The sequence below is a fragment of the Helicobacter canadensis MIT 98-5491 genome (assembly GCF_000162575.1).
Taxonomy (GTDB): domain Bacteria; phylum Campylobacterota; class Campylobacteria; order Campylobacterales; family Helicobacteraceae; genus Helicobacter_D; species Helicobacter_D canadensis.
Genome location: NZ_CM000776.2, coordinates 760,268 through 776,664 on the forward strand (window position 1 = coordinate 760,268; position 16,397 = coordinate 776,664).

Sequence of the window (16,397 nt, forward strand, 5' to 3'; positions counted from 1 at the left end):
TTACTTTTTTTATGTTAGAATCTTAAAAAAACAAAGGAGTTATTTGGATGAAAAAGATTTTATTTGCGGTTGATGACACTAAGGCTTGTCAAAAAGCAGCAGAATTTGTTGTAGATTTTTTTGGAGATAGAGAAGATTGCACGATCACTATCATTCATGTTAAAACGCCTATTATGCTTTATGGTGAAGCCGCATTGGCAGCGTATGAGGATATTGAAAAAAAAGAAAATGAGGAAAGCGATCGATTGTTAGAAGATTTTAGTGCAATTTTTACTAATAAAGGCATTAATATTAAACAGGAGTTGTTAGAAGGTGAAGCAGTTTCAGAAGTATTGAATTATGCTAAAGACTTTGATTTGCTTGTTATTGGTCAAAGTGAAGAGAGTTTTTGGAATAAAATCTTTTCTACCAATCAAAATGACTTTTCACAAAAATCACCCATTCCAATTCTTATTGTTAAATAATTTTTAGATTATACCATTATTAATTTCCAAGAATCTTTGATTCTTGGTGCATTTTTCCCCCTAACTTTTTGTTTATTTCTCATATTTTATTTATTTTGTATTAGTTCATTGGGTTATATTGTGTATTAAAAAATATTTTAAGAATTATAATGTTACTAAAATATACATATAATTATTAAATGTTACTTTTAGTAAAAATAAATGTTCCATTTTTATTGAAATATTTAAAATTGTTTTAATATTTTTGAGTTTTTTTGTAACATTTATATGAACTTTGTAATAAAGGATAATAAATGGAACAAAAATATTTAGAATCAATCCAGAGATTCAAAAACTTTGTGGCTTTTAGAAATAAAGTGAGCTTAATATTGTCTTTGATTGTTTTGGTTTGCTACTATGCTTTTTTGCTAAGCATTGGGATTTTTCCAGAAGTTTTGGGTTACCGAGTTGGTCCTAGTGCCATTACTTTGGGGATTATTCTTGGAATTTTTTTAATTGTTTTGTGTGTTGTTGCTACAGGACTTTATACTTTTTTTGCAAATTGGTATTTTGACAAAATACAAAAAGAAGTAATAGAGGATTTAGAAAAAAGCGGAGCATTAGAAGATTTAAAAAACGGGAAGATAAAGGAGTGAAAATGAAAAAATTTTTTGGAATCTTTTTTGTGTTAATGGGTGTAAGTTTTGGCGCAGGATTTGATATGGATAATGTTGTGTTATCAGAATTTAATCCTATTGCAGTAACATTGTTTTTAATTTTTGTATTAGCTACGCTTGGGATTACATATTATTCTAACAAAAAAAGTCAAAGTGCGAGTGGCTTTTATACCGCTGGTGGAAATATTACGGGAATGCAAAATGGGACAGCGATTGCTGGTGATTTTATGAGTGCGGCTAGTTTTTTAGGGATTACAGCATTAGTTTTTACTAATGGATTTGATGGCTTGATTTATTCTATAGGATTTTTAGCAGGTTGGCCCATTATTCTTTTTTTGATAGCAGAAAAGTTTAGAAATTTGGGTAAATTTACTTTTGCAGATATTACTGCCTATCGCTTAGAATCAAAACCCATTCGGATTATTTCAGCGGTTTCTGCTTTGAGTGTTATTGTTTTCTATCTCATTGCACAGATGGTTGGTGCAGGACAACTTATTCAGATTCTTTTTGGGCTTCCTTATGGAGCTGCAGTGATTATTGTAGGAATCTTGATGATTTGTTATGTTACCTTTGGGGGAATGCATGCTACCACTTGGGTTCAAATTATAAAAGCGATTTTATTGCTAGGTGGTGCGACTTTTATGGCGATTATGATTTTATACCTTACTAAGTTTGATTTGAGCTATTATTTTAATCAAGCTATACAGAATCATTTGCAGGGAGAAAAAATAATGTTGCCTGGCGGATTCTTGCCTGATACTATTTCGGCTGTTTCTTTAGGACTTGCTTTAATGTTTGGGACAGCTGGATTGCCTCATATTTTGATGAGATTTTTCACGGTAAAAGATGCCAAAGAAGCAAGAAAATCAGTTTTTTATGCCACTGGATTAATGGGGTATTTTTATATTTTAACTTTTATTATTGGTTTTGGGGCAATCGCACTTTTGCTTGGAAATCCACAATTTATCAATGCAGATGGTAGTTTTAATGGAATTACTAATATGGTTGCAATTACTTTGGCAAAAGTATTGGGTGGAGATATTTTTTATGGTTTTATTTCTGCAGTTGCTTTTGCTACTATTTTAGCAGTAGTAGCTGGATTGGCTATTTCTGGAGCGGGAGCTATTAGCCATGATTTGTTTGTGAATGTTTGCAAAAATGGCGTGTGTGATCCTAAGTTAGAAATGAAAGTTACTAAAATTTCTACTATTGGAATTGGAATTTTTGCGATTTTGCTTGGAATTATTTTTGAGAAGCAAAATGTTGCCTTTACGGTTGGACTTGCTTTTGCAATTGCAGCAAGTGTGAATTTTCCAATTTTGCTTTTAAGTATTTATTGGAAGAATCTTACAACTAAGGGTGCTTTTTGGGGAGGATTGATTGGGCTAGTTTCAGTGTTAGTGATGGTGATTTTAAGTCCTAGTATTTGGATTAAAAGCTTTGGGTTTAGTGAAGCGATTTTTCCTTATGATCATCCTGCTATTTTTTCAATGCCGATTACTTTTATTTTAATTTATATTATTTCTAAGCTTGATAATTCTCAAAGAGCTAAGATTGACAAAGAAGGATTTGCAGCACAAGATTTTAGAGCACAAAGTGGAGTTGGGATTAGTGAGGCGGTTGCACATTAAGAGCTAAGCAAGGTTTCCTTGCTCGAATCTTTCTTGTGCGGTTTTAAGGCATTATTTTTTTAGATTTTTATTTTATATGCGAGATGATTGATAAAAGTTTTGGTGATTTTGTCTCATTTGTTTAAAGTAAATTGGAATATACTTCCATAATTTCTTTAAAAGGTTAATTATGGAAGAAAATAAAGAGTTTGTAGAGGAAAATTTTTGGTTACTTCATTTTCCTATTATGTTTTTTGCCTCTGTAATGGGCGTTGGTGGTTTATCTTTGGTGGTAAATAAAAGCATTGATATTTTTGAATTGCAAGAATCCTTTGGTTGGCTTTCTATTCTGTGTGTAATTGTGAGTGTAATTCTATTTATTGTGATAGTTATTTTGTATGGGCTAAAAATGGTTAAATATCCAAAAGCTTTTTTTGAGGAATTAAAGCATCCTGTTAAGATTAATTTTTTTGCAGCAGTATCAGTATCAACATTGATAATTTTGACACTAATTTTACCCTTTGTTTCGGATTGGTTTGCTTTAGCGTTATTTTATGTTGGAGCTTTATTGCAACTTGTTTTTAGTCTTTATGTGGTGAAATATTGGTTTATTAATGAAATGAAACAAAAAATGGCAAGTCCTGCTTGGTTTATTCCTATAGTGGGTAATCTTATTGTTCCTTTGGCGGGAATGAAATTAAATCTAGCCTTGGGGGATATGGTTATAGGACACGAAGTTTTAATTTTTTATTTTGGAATGGGAACTTTCTTTTGGATTCTTTTGGGGGCTGGGTTGCTTTTTAGGCTTATTTTTGGTGAGAATCTTCCGCAAAAATTTCTTCCCACCCTTTTTATTTTTATTGCCCCTCCTAGCATTTTTGGGCTTGATGTTTTATTGATGTTTAATGATTTTATTCCGATTGGAAATTTATATATCATTGCGAGTGCTAGTTTTAGTGTGGCTTTATTTTTTATTCTTTTAATGGCGAGTATTTTTAAAGTGTTTCTAAATATAAAATTTGCTCTTTCGTGGTGGGCTTTTACCTTTCCAATCGCTGCCTTTTCGCTTTGTGCTTTAGAGCTTTATAATATAAGTGGATCTGCTATTTATAAGATGTTTGGAATTTTGGGTGGAATTTTGTGTGTTACGATTGTGCTAATTGTTGGCTTTAGGACTTTGATTGCGATTAAAAATAGAGAAGTTTGTGTAATGGAAGAGTGAGTTAATCTTGTTAAATTAAGCCCTTAATTAAACTCTATGGGATCAATGTCAATTTCACAAGGAATATTTTTGATTTTTAAGAGCATTTGGTGTAGGGCTTTTGTTTCTTTGGAACGCAATAAAATGACATAGCGCCACTTGTTAGCGATTTTTTCAATAGGTGCTATCCCGTATCCAACAATTTCAATTTTATCAGTTTTATTTTGTTTGAGGATTGTTAGAATGTCATTTATAATAATAATAGCAGTTTCTTGCTTTTTGTGTGAAACTTTAATGAGGGCTAAACGCATAAAGGGAGGATAGAGATGTTCCCTAAAAGTTAATTCTTCTTGTAAAAAAAGCTCATAATCATCAAGATAGTTTCTAAAAAAATCTTCTTGAAGGGTTTGGATGATTACTTTTCCATTTTCCTTACGACCACTTCTGCCTGATAGTTGAAACATTAAAGCTAGAGCTTTTTCTCTGGAACGATAATCGCTGCCTTTTAGAATGTAATCAAGCCCTAGAGCTACACTTAAGGCAACATTGTGATAATCGTGTCCTTTGGAGAGCATTTGTGTGCCAATAAGAATATCAATTTTGTGATGATTGAAGTTTTTTAGTGTTTCTGTAAGTTTTTTTTGTGTAGTGATAGAATCTCTATCAAAACAAGCTATATTTGCATTGGGGAGTTCTTTTGAAAGATGGTTAGCAAATTCTTGTGTTCCAATTCTTAAAGAGCTTAAAGTGCCACCACAAATGGGGCAAGATTCTGGAATAGGGCTTGTGTAGTGGCAATAATGACACTTTAGGGAGGATTCTTTGCTATGCAAACTCATAGAAACGCTACAATTTGGGCATTGGATATTGTTTCCGCAAGTATTGCAAAGGAGATGTTTAAAATTCGCTCTTGTGGGTAAAAAGACAATAGATTGTTTATGGGCTTGGAGATTTTCTTTGAGATTTTGCAAAACAAAGGGGTGTAATTCATCGCTGCTATGACAAAAGAGAAATTCTTTTTTACTTTGATAGTAAGTGCCTTTTAATCTAAAAACACTTTGGGTTTGTTTGAATTTATAATAGGTGTTAGCAAGTGGTGTGGCACTACCAAGGAGAATTTTGATATTAGTTTTTTTGGCTAGATAAAGGGCGACATCTCGAGTATGGTAGCGTGGAGCAGAAGTAGATTTATAAGCATCATCGTGTTCTTCATCAATAATAATTAGCCCCAAATGATCTAGGGGGAGAAAGAGACTAGATCGCGCACCTGCTAAGATTCTAATTTCTCCATTATGGAGCCTTTTTAAGATCTCTTTTCGCTTTTTACTGCTTAGTTTAGAATGCCAAAAAGCTAAAATATCTCCAAAAACCGCGTAAAGACGTTTTTCCATTTGAGGGGTTAAGGAGATTTCTGGCATTAATAAAAGTGCATTTTTGGATTGTTTGAGTGTTTGATTAATAAGATGAATATAGATTTCTGTTTTTCCACTTCCTGTATCCCCAAAGAGTAGGGAGCTTTGGTGGGAATTAATAAAGTCTAGTGCTTGGATTTGTTTGGGGCTTAGATTTGGGAGTGTGAAGTCTAGGCTTGTCTGCTTAATAGGAGTAGAATTTTTGACAAAAGGGGTAAAGATTCCATAAGCAATAGAGCGTGAAGTGCAATAATAGCTAGTAATAAATTCGGCTAAATCTAATTGATTTTGAGAAAAGTATTCTTGTGTGGATTCTAAGGATTTACATTGAAAATTTGGTTGGTTGCAAGATTGAAGCACAACAGCATTTTTCACACTTTTTAGCAGGGGAACTTTGATAATATCACCAATATTCATAGGGGTTGTAGAAACATAGGTTAGCAAAGGAGAATTTTGCTTTAAAATGGCAACTAGATAATAAAACAAGATTTAGGGATTTTTGTTGGATTCTAAGATTTGGTTGGCTTTTTGGATTGTTGTTTTGAGAGTATTTGAAATTTCTGAGGCTTCCAAAAAAGCCTGAAGTAAGTCTTTTGGATTGATATTTTGATTTTCATCAATGAGATGATTTAAGGATATTAAGGTTTCTTGTGAGATCTCTTGAGTTGGAATATCATAATGTCTCCCAACAATACAAACACGAAGAATGTTATCCATTAGCGACCAAGAACATTTTGAATTTTATTTAAAACACTCTCTAACTCTCTCTCTTTTGAGCTAATTTCATCATAAAGTGAGCTAATTTCTGTATTTTTGGCTTCATTTTCAGCTTTTAAAAGCACGATTTGTTGTCGTAATTGTTGATTCTCATCGCGTGTTCTTTGTAATTCTGTAACTAAATCATCAACACCTTTTAAGAGTTTGCTTGAAATATTTTGTGCTTCTTCCATTGTGTAAAACCTTTTGCTTGTGAGTAAAAAATATATTTTAACATTATTTTTTAAAAATATGGAAGTTTATAGGATAGAAAGTAAAAAATTCAGTAATTTTAATTAAAATGCTTTGTAAGTGAGCGATAGGAGAAACCATAAAGAGCAAAAGCTCTTTAGTTGATTTTTCGAATTTCTTTAAATTTAACCCAAGCTACAATTTGAACAATGTAAGAAATGATAGCAAGTAAAATACCTAGGAATGGGATAAATATTGTTAAAGTTGCAATTACACTGATAATAAAGGCATAGAAAAACAATCTTTCATTAGTGACTTCTGAAAGTAATGAGTAGTATTTATAAGAGAAATACAACGCACTAATTGCAATAATAAAGCCAATAATACCGACAAAACCAATACCTGCAACTATACCCGAACCTGCATTTGAAAGAGATCCAACCACGGCAGAAACCGTTGAAAAAGAAATGATAATAGTTGAGGCGAATGATAAAACCGCTGAAACAACGAAATTGAAAATTATCGACTTACAACCTGATTCTTTTGAGATTCCAATGAGTGCGAAAATATAAACAATCACTCCAGCAATGGCAAAAAACCAGCCAATAAATGGAATAAAGGAGAGTGCAGAAAAAATTATCCCAATATATGCCTTAAGTTTAATGGAGTTAATGCTGTTATCATTTAACGAATTAGTAATAGAATCCGCAACACTTGTAGAAGATTTAGTAATAAAAATAGCTTTTGCAATAGCTTTTTCTCCAGATTCATCAACTTCAAAATCAACTTCGCATTTTTCCAAATTTTGTTCGCTTCTACCTTCAAGATTTTGAATATCTTGTAAGCTAAAGTGATACCTTTTGCCATCATCACCGCTGATGATTCCGCCGCCTAATATTATTCCGCGCATTTTATTTCCTTTAGATAAATTAGAATTTAAAATAAAATAATAAAGGTAAAATTAATAAAAGTCAAGTATTTTAAGTTTTAAGCAAAATTAAAGTTTTTGCTAAAAATAGAATCTAGAAATTTTGACTATAATTGCAATAATACTTCATAAAACTCCATATAAGGATTCTCGTTTATTATGCAAAAGTTTATTTTAAATTCATCCTATAAACCTGCAGGAGATCAACCTCAAGCTATAAAAAAATTAAGCGATTTTATTAAAAGTGGTTCTCAATACCAAACTTTAATTGGTGTAACAGGTAGCGGAAAGACTTTTTCAATGGCACACATTATAGAAGAGTTGCAAATGCCAACGCTTATAATGACACATAATAAAACTTTAGCAGCACAGCTTTTTAGTGAATTTAAAGGTTTTTTCCCAAAAAATCATGTGGAATACTTCATTTCTCACTTTGATTATTATCAACCAGAGGCGTATATTCCAAGGCAAGATTTATTTATTGAAAAAGATTCAAGTATTAATGAAGAATTAGAGAGATTGCGGCTATCAGCGACCACTTCGCTTTTAGCCTATGATGATACGATTGTGGTGGCTTCTGTGTCGGCAAACTATGGATTGGGGAATCCAAAGGAATATTTGGAGATGATAGAAAAGTTTGAAATAGGCAGTAGCTATAATCAAAGAAATATATTGCTTAGACTTGTGGAGATGGGTTATAAACGCAATGATTCCTTTTTTGATAGAGGAGATTTTAGGGTTAATGGCGAAGTGATTGATATTTATCCAGCTTATAGTGAAGATGAAGCGGTGCGGTTGGAGTTTTTTGGAGATGAGTTAGAGAAAATTGTGATTTTAGATAGTGTGGATAAAAAGCCCTTAAAATCTCTAGAATCATTTGTGCTTTATGCAGCAAATCCTTTTATTGTTGGGGCAGATAGATTGAAAGTGGCGATTAAAAATATTGAAAAAGAACTTGCAGAGAGATTGAATTTTTTTAAAAAAGAAAATAAAATGGTGGAATATGAGAGACTAAAATCACGCACCGAGTTTGATTTGGAGATGATAGAATCAACAGGGATTTGCAAGGGGATAGAGAATTATGCACGACATTTGACGGGTAAAGCACCAGGAGAGACACCTTATTCTTTGCTAGATTATTTTGCTCAAAAAAATAAGCCTTATTTATTGATTGTGGATGAATCACATGTGAGTTTGCCGCAATTTGGCGGAATGTATGCAGGGGATAGAAGTCGCAAGGAAGTGCTTGTGGAATATGGATTCCGTTTGCCGAGTGCTTTAGATAATCGTCCTTTAAAATATGAGGAATTCATTCATAAAGCTCCCCATTTCCTTTTTGTCTCTGCAACCCCCGCACAAAAGGAATTAGAACTAAGCGGGAATCACACAGCAGAACAGCTTATTCGCCCAACAGGATTGCTTGATCCCCTTTATGAAGTTTTGAGTGTAGAAAATCAAGTTGAAGTGCTCTATGATGAAGCAAAAAAAGTCATTGCAAGGGGTGAGAGGGTGCTTGTAACGGCACTAACTAAAAAAATGGCAGAAGAGCTAACGCGCTATTATAATGATTTGGGGCTAAAGGTGCGTTATATGCATTCTGAAATTGATGCGATTGAGCGGAATCAAATCATTAGAGGGCTTAGAGTTGGGGAGTTTGATATTTTAGTAGGGATTAATCTTTTAAGAGAGGGATTGGATTTGCCTGAAGTTTCTTTGGTGGCGATTTTAGATGCAGATAAAGAAGGTTTTTTGCGTAGTGAGACTAGTCTTATACAAACTATGGGAAGGGCAGCTAGAAATGTTAATGGAAAAGTTTTGCTTTTTGCTGACAAAATTACCCCTTCACTCAAAAAAGCAATGGAAGTTACAGATTATCGCCGCAGTAAGCAAGAAGCCTTCAATAAAGCTCATAATATTAAGCCTCAAAGCGTTTCAAGGAAGCTAGATGAGAATCTTAAAAATCAAGATTTGGGAATGCTTTATGAAAAGGCTAAAAAGAAAGAAAAAATGCCAAGGCAAGAGCGAGAAAAATTGGTTAAAGAATTGACTAAAAAAATGCACGAAGCAGCTAAAAGACTTGATTTTGAAGAAGCAGCAAGACTAAGAGATGAGATAATAAAAATGCGGAATCTATAATTGATAAAATATTAAATACTATATGTATTTATAAATATTTGTATTTTTTGATAAAGATATGCTATACTTCAAATTTTAAATTAAAATCTCATCTAAACAAGGAGTCCAAAATTATTTCATTAAAAAATATTAATAAAACTTATCCTAATGGTTTTTGTGCATTAAAAAATATTAATTTAGAGATTAAACGCAATGATATTGCAGGAATCATTGGATATTCTGGAGCTGGAAAAAGCACCTTAATTAGAATACTCAATCGATTAGAAGAGCCAACTAGCGGAGAAGTTTTGATTGATGGTGTGGATATTTTAGCACTTAATTCAAAGCAATTACAAAAAAAGCGACAACAAATTGGGATGATATTTCAACATTTTAATTTGCTTAATTCAAGAGATGTTTTTGGAAATATTGCTTTTGCGCTAGAAATTGCCAAATGGGATAAAAGTGCGATTGAAAAAAGAGTGTATGAGCTTTTAGAACTTGTTGGATTAGAATCAAAAGCACATTTTTATCCTAGTCAATTAAGCGGTGGGCAAAAACAAAGAGTAGCGATTGCTAGAGCATTAGCTAATAATCCTAAACTTTTGCTTTGTGATGAGGCAACAAGTGCGCTAGATGCTAAAACTACAAAATCAATCTTGGCTTTGTTAAAGGAGTTACAAAGTAAGCTTTCTTTAACCATTGTGTTAATTACGCATCAAATTGAGGTGGTGCAACAAATTTGCAACAAAGTATTTGTGATTGAGAATGGTGAGATTGTTGAGAGCGGTGCAGTTATTGATGTTTTTTCAAATCCTACAAAGCATATTACAAAAGAGCTTGTTGGATTTATTTCTGAACGAGAAGAAAATGTAATAGCACATTTAAAGGATTTTAGAGATATTTATCGCGTTATTTTCACGGGACCTAATGCACATAATCCGCTTATTAGTCAAGTGATTAAGGAGTTTGGTATTGATATTAATATCTTAGGTGGTAATATTCAAGAGTTTAATAGCAATGAAATTGGGTATCTTGTGTTGCGATTCTTAGGAGAGAAAACAAAAATTATCCAAAGCCTAGAGTGGCTTAAAGAAAAGGGTGTGCTTTTGCAGCAGGTTTCTTTGGAGAAATATGATTCCTTAAATAAGGAGAAAAAATGAAAGAGTTTTTGAAAATATCTGATAGAATCTTTGAAGATCTTTTGTTGCAGATTTTTGGAGGCAGTGGCATTCCATTTTTGATTGCAAAAGCCACATTAGAAACCCTTTATATGGTTGGCTTTTCTGTGCTTTTTGCGATTATTTTTGGATTGCCTTTGGGAATCTTTTTGGCTTTGACAAGAAAAGATGGAATCAAGCCCTTACCGGCTGTTAATCATTTTTTGAGTGTGCTTGTGAATCTTATTCGCTCGTTTCCATTTATTATCTTGATTTTGGTGATTTTGCCTTTTTCAAATTTTCTTATTGGGATTAGCACAGGTAGCACAGCAGCGATTATACCCCTTAGCATTGCGGCAATACCATTTATTGCGCGTTTATTTGAAGGGGCTTTTTTGGAAATCAAAAAAGATTTGATTGAAGCAACGCAGAGTATGGGAGCAAATCTTTATACCATTATTAAAATGATGATTGCAGAAGCAAAACCAGCACTTATTAATTGTGTAATTATTACTTTGGTGAGTTTAGTTGGTTATTCTGCGATGGCAGGGGTTGTTGGTGCTGGTGGATTGGGGGATTTGGCTTATCGTTTAGGATTTCAATCCTTTAAAGTAGATATTTTGCTTTATTCTGTGCTTGTTATTATTATTTTGGTGCAGATTATCCAAAGTATCGGCGATATGATTGTAAAAATGGCAAGAAAATATTATTAAGGAGTAAAAATGAAAAAAATTTTATTAATGGTAGTTAGTCTTTATTTTTTATGTGGTTGTGGAGATCAAACACAAGCAAAAGGAGAATCTGATTCTAAATATTCAAATCATATTATTGTAGGGGCTACGCCTGTTCCAGCTGCGGAGATTTTAGAGTTTGCAAAGCCACTTTTGGAAAAAGAGGGTTTTTCTATGCAGGTGCAAGTTTTTACAGATTATGTGATGCCAGATATTGCACTCAATGATAAAAGTAATGATGCGAATTTGTATCAACATAAGCCTTATTTGGAAGCACAAAATTCTCAAAGAGGTTTTAATCTTGTTTCTTTAGCTCCTATTTATGTTGTTCCATTAGCACTTTATTCTAAAAATTATAAAAGTGTGGCTGAGATTCCAGAAGGCGCTGATGTAGCATTACCTGGAGATAGTTCTAATCTTGCAAGGGCTTTGATACTTTTGCATAACAATGGAGTAATTAAGCTAAAAGATCCAAATAATTTGGCAAGCACAATAGAATATGACATTTTAGAAAACCCAAAAAAATTGCGTTTTAAACCTGTTGAAGCAAGTTCGCTTCCTAGTATTTATCCTAGTGTTGATGCGGCTGTGATTAATGCTAATTATGCACTTCAAGCAAAAATGAGCGTTAAAGATTCGTTATTTTATGAAGATGATACTTCAATTTATGTGAATGTTCTAGCAGCAAGGGAAGACAATCAAGATAATCCTGCAATTTTAAAGCTCCAAGAGATTTTATTGAGCAAAGAAGTTTCCGAATTTATTTTAGAAAAATATAAGGGAGAGATTATTCCTGTTAAAAAGAAATAGTATAATTTTAATTTAATAAATTTAAGGATTTTTGTATGGTTCAAATTACTGGACTTTCAATGCATTATGCAACTAAAAAATTATTTGAAAATGTTAATTTAAAATTAGATAAAGGGAAGCACTATGGGCTTATAGGTGCTAATGGTGCTGGTAAATCTACTTTTTTGAAGATTCTAAGTGGCGAAATTGAGCCTAGTAGCGGAGATATTGCCTTTAATACTGGTGCTAGACTTGGAGTTTTGGGGCAAAATCAGTTTGCTTTTGAAGATTTTAGCATTAAAGATTGTGTGCTTTATGGAAATAAACGCCTTTATGATGCTATCAAAGAAAAAGAAAAACTCTATGAGGCAGGGGATTTTAGCGATGAGGTTAATGAGCGTTTAGGTGAATTAGAGATTATCTGTGCTGAAGAAGATCCTACTTATGAATATGATGTGCAGATTGAAAAGATTTTAGAAGACTTGGGATTTCCTGCTAAGATTCACAATGATCTTATGAAGACACTCACAGGAGGGGATAAATTTAAAGTGCTTTTGGCACAAGTTTTATTTCCTAAGCCTGATATTTTATTTTTAGATGAGCCAACTAACAATCTTGATTTAAGAGCTATTAGTTATCTTGAAGAGCAGCTAAAACGCCACGAGGGAACTTTAGTGGTTATTAGCCACGATAGGCATTTTTTAAATAGTGTTTGCACTCATATTTTGGATTTGGATTTTAGAAATGTAAGAGAGTTTAGTGGGAATTATGATGATTGGTATATTGCTTCAACTTTGATTGCCAAACAGCAAGAAATCGAGCGAAATAAAAAACTCAAAGAAAAAGAAGAATTGGAATCTTTTATTGCAAGATTCTCGGCTAATGCCTCTAAAGCCAAACAAGCTACAAGCCGACAAAAACAGCTAGAAAAGTTAGATATTCAAGCTTTAGAAGTTTCTAGTCGCAGAGATCCAAGCATTGTCTTTAGAGTGAATCGCCAAATTGGTAATGAAGCTTTAAATATAGAAAAACTTCAATTTAGCTATGGTGATTTGTGTGTGCTAAAAGATTTATCGCTTGATATTTTGCCGGGCGATAAAATTGCTTTGATTGGGAGAAATGGGATTGGAAAAACGACTTTTTGTGATCTCATTTGTGAAAAACTTAAACCTCAAAGCGGTGTGATTAAATGGGGGGCGACAATTGAGAGGGGGTATTTTCCTCAAAATACCACCGAAGTGATTGGAGGAGAAGAAACGCTTTATGAATATTTGCGTGGATTTGACAAAAAAAGAGAAGCTACAGAGATTCGTAATGCTTTGGGGCGAATGTTATTTAGCGGTGAAGAGCAAGAAAAAAGCGTGGGATCACTCAGTGGTGGTGAGAAACATCGTATTATGCTTAGTAAGTTAATGCTTGAGGGAGGAAATTTTTTAGTCCTTGATGAACCAACAAATCATTTAGATTTAGAGGCGATTATTGCTTTGGGCGAAGCACTTTATAAGTATAGTGGCAATGTGATTTGCGTTAGCCACGATAGAGAGCTTATTGATGCGTTTGCAAATCGCATTATTGAATTTAAAGAAAATAATGAGGTGGTAGATTTCCGTGGAAGTTATGAAGAATATCTCGCTTCACAAGGCTTAGCGTAAGGGAAATTTATGGATAATTTATCTCAAGCCCTAAAGGAATCATTTGATAAAAACTCAGATAATATTGCCCTAGAAAATGTGTAAAGTGTAAAAGGAATATTATTAGCCAAAATGAGGTGAAGCGATGGAGAGCTAAATTATTTTAAGCTCTCTACATAAGCACCGACATCTTCCATATCTTTTTTGGTGTATCTTTGGGCAATTTGATTTTTGACAAAGCGGGATTGTCCTTGAAAACTTTGATCTTGATAGCTTTTGATTTCATCAGCTATATTTTGTGCGCTCCAAGTGTTAATAGGTGCTTTTTTAGCAACCGCAATTTCTCCTTTTTCTCCGTGGCAACTAGCACAATCACGATTATAGAGTTTTTTGCCATTTTCAAGATTGTATTTTTGACTAGAAGAAGCGACTTCACCTGTTCCAATGAGACTTTGCAAAAAGCTTTTTTCTTGGACGGTTAAATCGGCATCTTCTCTGACGACTTGAATGTCTTTAGAACCTAAATTTTTAGAATATTTTTTTAAAATCGCTTTAATTTCTTCTCCAAATTCTCCTTTTAATTCAAAGCACACACACTCATTGGCATTAAGTAGGCTAAGACTTAAAAGGGTAGAAGCAAAAATTTTTTTTATCATAATGGTCTCCTAAGATTTTAGTTAAGGTATTGTGCCAAAAAAATACTAATTTTGTAGTTAATTGTTAAAAATTAAAAGCTACTTTTAGCTAGGATATTTTATAATTTTATCGCCTGAGTGGAACGCGATTTTATTTTTTGGAGTCCAACACATCAAATATTGCTAGTTGTATAGATTTTTTTGTGTGATGGTGTTTTCGCTATTAGTCTCTTAAGTTGAGACGAGAATCTGCCGCCTAATAAAAAACTTATGGCTAGAATCCTTAAATTTTTAGGGCTTACACAATTATAAGCGCCCACTTGGGTTTTTGGTTTTTATAATTCCTAAGATTTTAGGCATTGTAAAAATCAAATTCTAAGGGTTGTAAAAGATGGAAATTGTTATTGTTGGAAGTGGTGGTAGAGAATATTCTATTGGTTTAGCATTGCAGAGAGAATGTCGAATCGATGGGATTTATTTTTATCCAGGGAATGGTGCGACAAGCAAGCTTGGAAAAAATATCAATTTTAAAGATGATAATGAATTTATCGACTTTGCTATTACGCAAAAAATTGGTTTGGTGATTATTGGTCCTGAAGCACCTTTGGTGGAGGGTTTAGCAGATAAATTGCGAGAGAATGGAATCTTAACCTTTGGTCCAAGCCAAGCAGCTGCTAGATTAGAAGGTTCTAAAGCTTATATGAAAGAATTTGCAAAGAAATATGGAATTCCAACAGCACAATTTATTCAAACACAAGATTATAAGGAAGCGTGTGATTTTATTGATTCTTTAAATTTACCTATCGTTGTAAAAGCAGATGGTTTGTGTGCGGGAAAAGGTGTGGTGATCGCACAAAGCTATGAAGAAGCCAAAAGTGTAGTGCGAGATATGCTTGAGGGCAAAAGTTTTGGAGATTCGGGCAAAAAGGTGGTGATTGAAGAGTTTTTAGATGGTTTTGAATTGTCCGTCTTTGCAATGTGTGATGGTAAGGATTTTATTGTTTTACCTGCTGCACAAGATCACAAAAGATTACTTGATGGAGATAAGGGTCCAAATACCGGTGGAATGGGAGCTTATGCGCCTTCTCCATTGGCTAGTTCTGCATTAATTGAATCAATAAAAGAAAGCATTATTTTGCCAACTTTGGCAGGAATGGAAAAAGAGGGGAATCCTTTTAGCGGTGCTTTATTTTGCGGGATTATGGTAGTTAAGGGTAAGCCTTATTTGTTGGAATTTAATGTTCGTTTTGGTGATCCTGAATGTGAAGTGTTAATGCCACTTTTTAAAAATGGTTTGTTGGATTGTTTCTTGGGCTGTGCGAGTGGAAATTTAAAATCTGTCCATTATGAATTAGAAGAGAGTGTTTGTGTGGGGGTTGTTGTGGCTTCTAGGGATTATCCTTATAAAAATTCCAAAAAAGCAAAAATTGTGATTTCAGAAAGTCAATCTCAAAATTCTCTTATTTCTTTTGCAGGAGTGAGTAGCGAGGGTGGAGAGCTTGTTGCTAGTGGTGGAAGAGTTTTGGTTTGTGTTGGCAAGGGTAGAAATGTCCAAGAAGCAGTGAAGTATGCTTATGCTAAAGTGGATGAAGTTCATTTTGAGGGTATGCAATATCGCAAAGATATTGCTTATCAAGCGTTAGGAAAATAATGGATATTGAAAAAATTGAAGAAACACTTGCAAGAGAAGAGATAAAGCTTGCACCTTTATGGAAGAGATTTGTTGCTTTTATGGTTGATGATTTACTAGTTTCTATGATTCTTATAGGGATTAATTGGGATCGAATCGCACAAAATACACAAGATACCGAGGCAATGTTAAGCATTGTTTCAAGTTCTTGGATGGCTTTGTATCTTATTAAACTTCTCTATCAATGGCTTTTTGTGCATTTTTATGGGGCTACTATAGGAAAAATAGTGGTGAGAATCCGCGTTATAGAAGTTGAATTGCTGGATAATCCTAAGATGGGACAGGCGTTTGTGCGATCTTGTTTTAGGCTTTTGAGTGAAATTTTAATGTATTTGCCCTTTTTATTAGTCTTTGAAAATAGAATCAAACAGGCTTTACACGATAAAGTTGCAAAAACTATTGTGGTTAATCTTTAAAGTATGTCTGT

The 16,397-nt window shown here is 33.4% G+C and carries 16 protein-coding genes; 11 read left to right on the plus strand and 5 right to left on the minus strand.

The annotated features are described in order from the left end of the window. Positions 1-47 precede the first annotated feature (47 nt). The 4 genes from HCAN_RS03840 (at position 48) to HCAN_RS03855 (ending at position 3,952) form a co-directional block, all read left to right on the plus strand. Positions 48-464, plus strand: coding sequence for a universal stress protein (locus tag HCAN_RS03840; protein WP_006655434.1), 417 nt, complete (start codon positions 48-50; stop codon positions 462-464). Positions 465-757: 293 nt separating this feature from the next. Continuing rightward, a complete protein-coding gene (locus HCAN_RS03845; RefSeq protein ID WP_006655435.1) occupies positions 758-1,099 on the plus strand; it encodes a DUF485 domain-containing protein in 342 nt (113 codons plus the stop codon). A 35-nt stretch (positions 1,100-1,134) separates the two neighbouring features. After that, positions 1,135-2,751, plus strand: a complete 1,617-nt coding sequence (locus HCAN_RS03850; RefSeq protein ID WP_258554447.1) for a cation acetate symporter — start codon at positions 1,135-1,137, stop codon at positions 2,749-2,751. A gap of 169 nt (positions 2,752-2,920) precedes the next feature. Next, a complete protein-coding gene (locus HCAN_RS03855; RefSeq protein ID WP_006656818.1) occupies positions 2,921-3,952 on the plus strand; it encodes an SLAC1 anion channel family protein in 1,032 nt (343 codons plus the stop codon). A gap of 23 nt (positions 3,953-3,975) precedes the next feature. Here the strand turns inward: HCAN_RS03855 and HCAN_RS03860 are convergent, their stop codons facing one another. From HCAN_RS03860 to HCAN_RS03875, 4 genes are all read right to left on the minus strand, one after another. Next, entirely contained in the window at positions 3,976-5,787 is a 1,812-nt protein-coding gene (locus tag HCAN_RS03860; protein ID WP_232049079.1) for a primosomal protein N', read from the minus strand. A 45-nt stretch (positions 5,788-5,832) separates the two neighbouring features. Beyond that, the gene (locus HCAN_RS03865; protein WP_006655439.1) at positions 5,833-6,060 is read right to left on the minus strand and encodes a hypothetical protein; all 228 of its coding nucleotides are present in this window, start codon (positions 6,058-6,060) and stop codon (positions 5,833-5,835) included. Beyond that, positions 6,060-6,293 carry a hypothetical protein gene (locus HCAN_RS03870; RefSeq protein ID WP_006655440.1) on the minus strand — a complete coding sequence of 78 codons (234 nt, stop codon included), beginning with the start codon at positions 6,291-6,293 and terminating at the stop codon, positions 6,060-6,062. The genes HCAN_RS03865 and HCAN_RS03870 overlap by 1 nt, the downstream gene beginning before the upstream one ends. A 155-nt stretch (positions 6,294-6,448) precedes the next feature. Then, positions 6,449-7,201, minus strand: a complete 753-nt coding sequence (locus tag HCAN_RS03875) for a hypothetical protein (protein ID WP_006655442.1) — start codon at positions 7,199-7,201, stop codon at positions 6,449-6,451. Positions 7,202-7,378: 177 nt separating this feature from the next. Between HCAN_RS03875 and uvrB the strand changes: the two genes are divergently transcribed. The 5 genes from uvrB to HCAN_RS03900 all read left to right on the plus strand — a co-directional run bounded on the left by uvrB (position 7,379) and on the right by HCAN_RS03900 (position 13,666). After that, entirely contained in the window at positions 7,379-9,355 is a 1,977-nt protein-coding gene (gene uvrB / locus HCAN_RS03880; protein WP_006655443.1) for an excinuclease ABC subunit UvrB, read from the plus strand. A gap of 110 nt (positions 9,356-9,465) precedes the next feature. Then, positions 9,466-10,497 carry a methionine ABC transporter ATP-binding protein gene (locus tag HCAN_RS03885; protein ID WP_034556446.1) on the plus strand — a complete coding sequence of 344 codons (1,032 nt, stop codon included), beginning with the start codon at positions 9,466-9,468 and terminating at the stop codon, positions 10,495-10,497. Positions 10,498-10,607: 110 nt separating this feature from the next. Beyond that, positions 10,608-11,207: a methionine ABC transporter permease gene (locus HCAN_RS03890; RefSeq protein WP_172617270.1), complete on the plus strand. Its 600-nt coding sequence runs from the start codon at positions 10,608-10,610 to the stop codon at positions 11,205-11,207. 9 nt (positions 11,208-11,216) lie between these two features. Next, complete coding sequence (locus HCAN_RS03895; protein WP_006655446.1) at positions 11,217-12,035, plus strand: MetQ/NlpA family ABC transporter substrate-binding protein; 819 nt, start codon at positions 11,217-11,219, stop codon at positions 12,033-12,035. 35 nt (positions 12,036-12,070) lie between these two features. Further along, positions 12,071-13,666 (plus strand): ABC-F family ATP-binding cassette domain-containing protein, encoded by a 1,596-nt coding sequence (locus HCAN_RS03900; RefSeq protein ID WP_006655447.1) that lies wholly within the window; start codon positions 12,071-12,073, stop codon positions 13,664-13,666. A 137-nt stretch (positions 13,667-13,803) separates the two neighbouring features. Here HCAN_RS03900 and HCAN_RS03905 read toward each other — a convergent pair whose 3' ends face one another. Next, on the minus strand, positions 13,804-14,301 hold the full coding sequence (locus HCAN_RS03905) for a c-type cytochrome (RefSeq protein ID WP_006655448.1): 498 nt from the start codon (positions 14,299-14,301) through the stop codon (positions 13,804-13,806). A gap of 370 nt (positions 14,302-14,671) precedes the next feature. Between HCAN_RS03905 and purD the strand changes: the two genes are divergently transcribed. Then, positions 14,672-15,931 carry a phosphoribosylamine--glycine ligase gene (purD, locus tag HCAN_RS03910; RefSeq protein WP_006656822.1) on the plus strand — a complete coding sequence of 420 codons (1,260 nt, stop codon included), beginning with the start codon at positions 14,672-14,674 and terminating at the stop codon, positions 15,929-15,931. Further along, positions 15,931-16,386: an RDD family protein gene (locus tag HCAN_RS03915; RefSeq protein WP_006655450.1), complete on the plus strand. Its 456-nt coding sequence runs from the start codon at positions 15,931-15,933 to the stop codon at positions 16,384-16,386. Before purD ends, HCAN_RS03915 begins: the two co-directional genes overlap by 1 nt. Positions 16,387-16,397 lie beyond the last annotated feature (11 nt).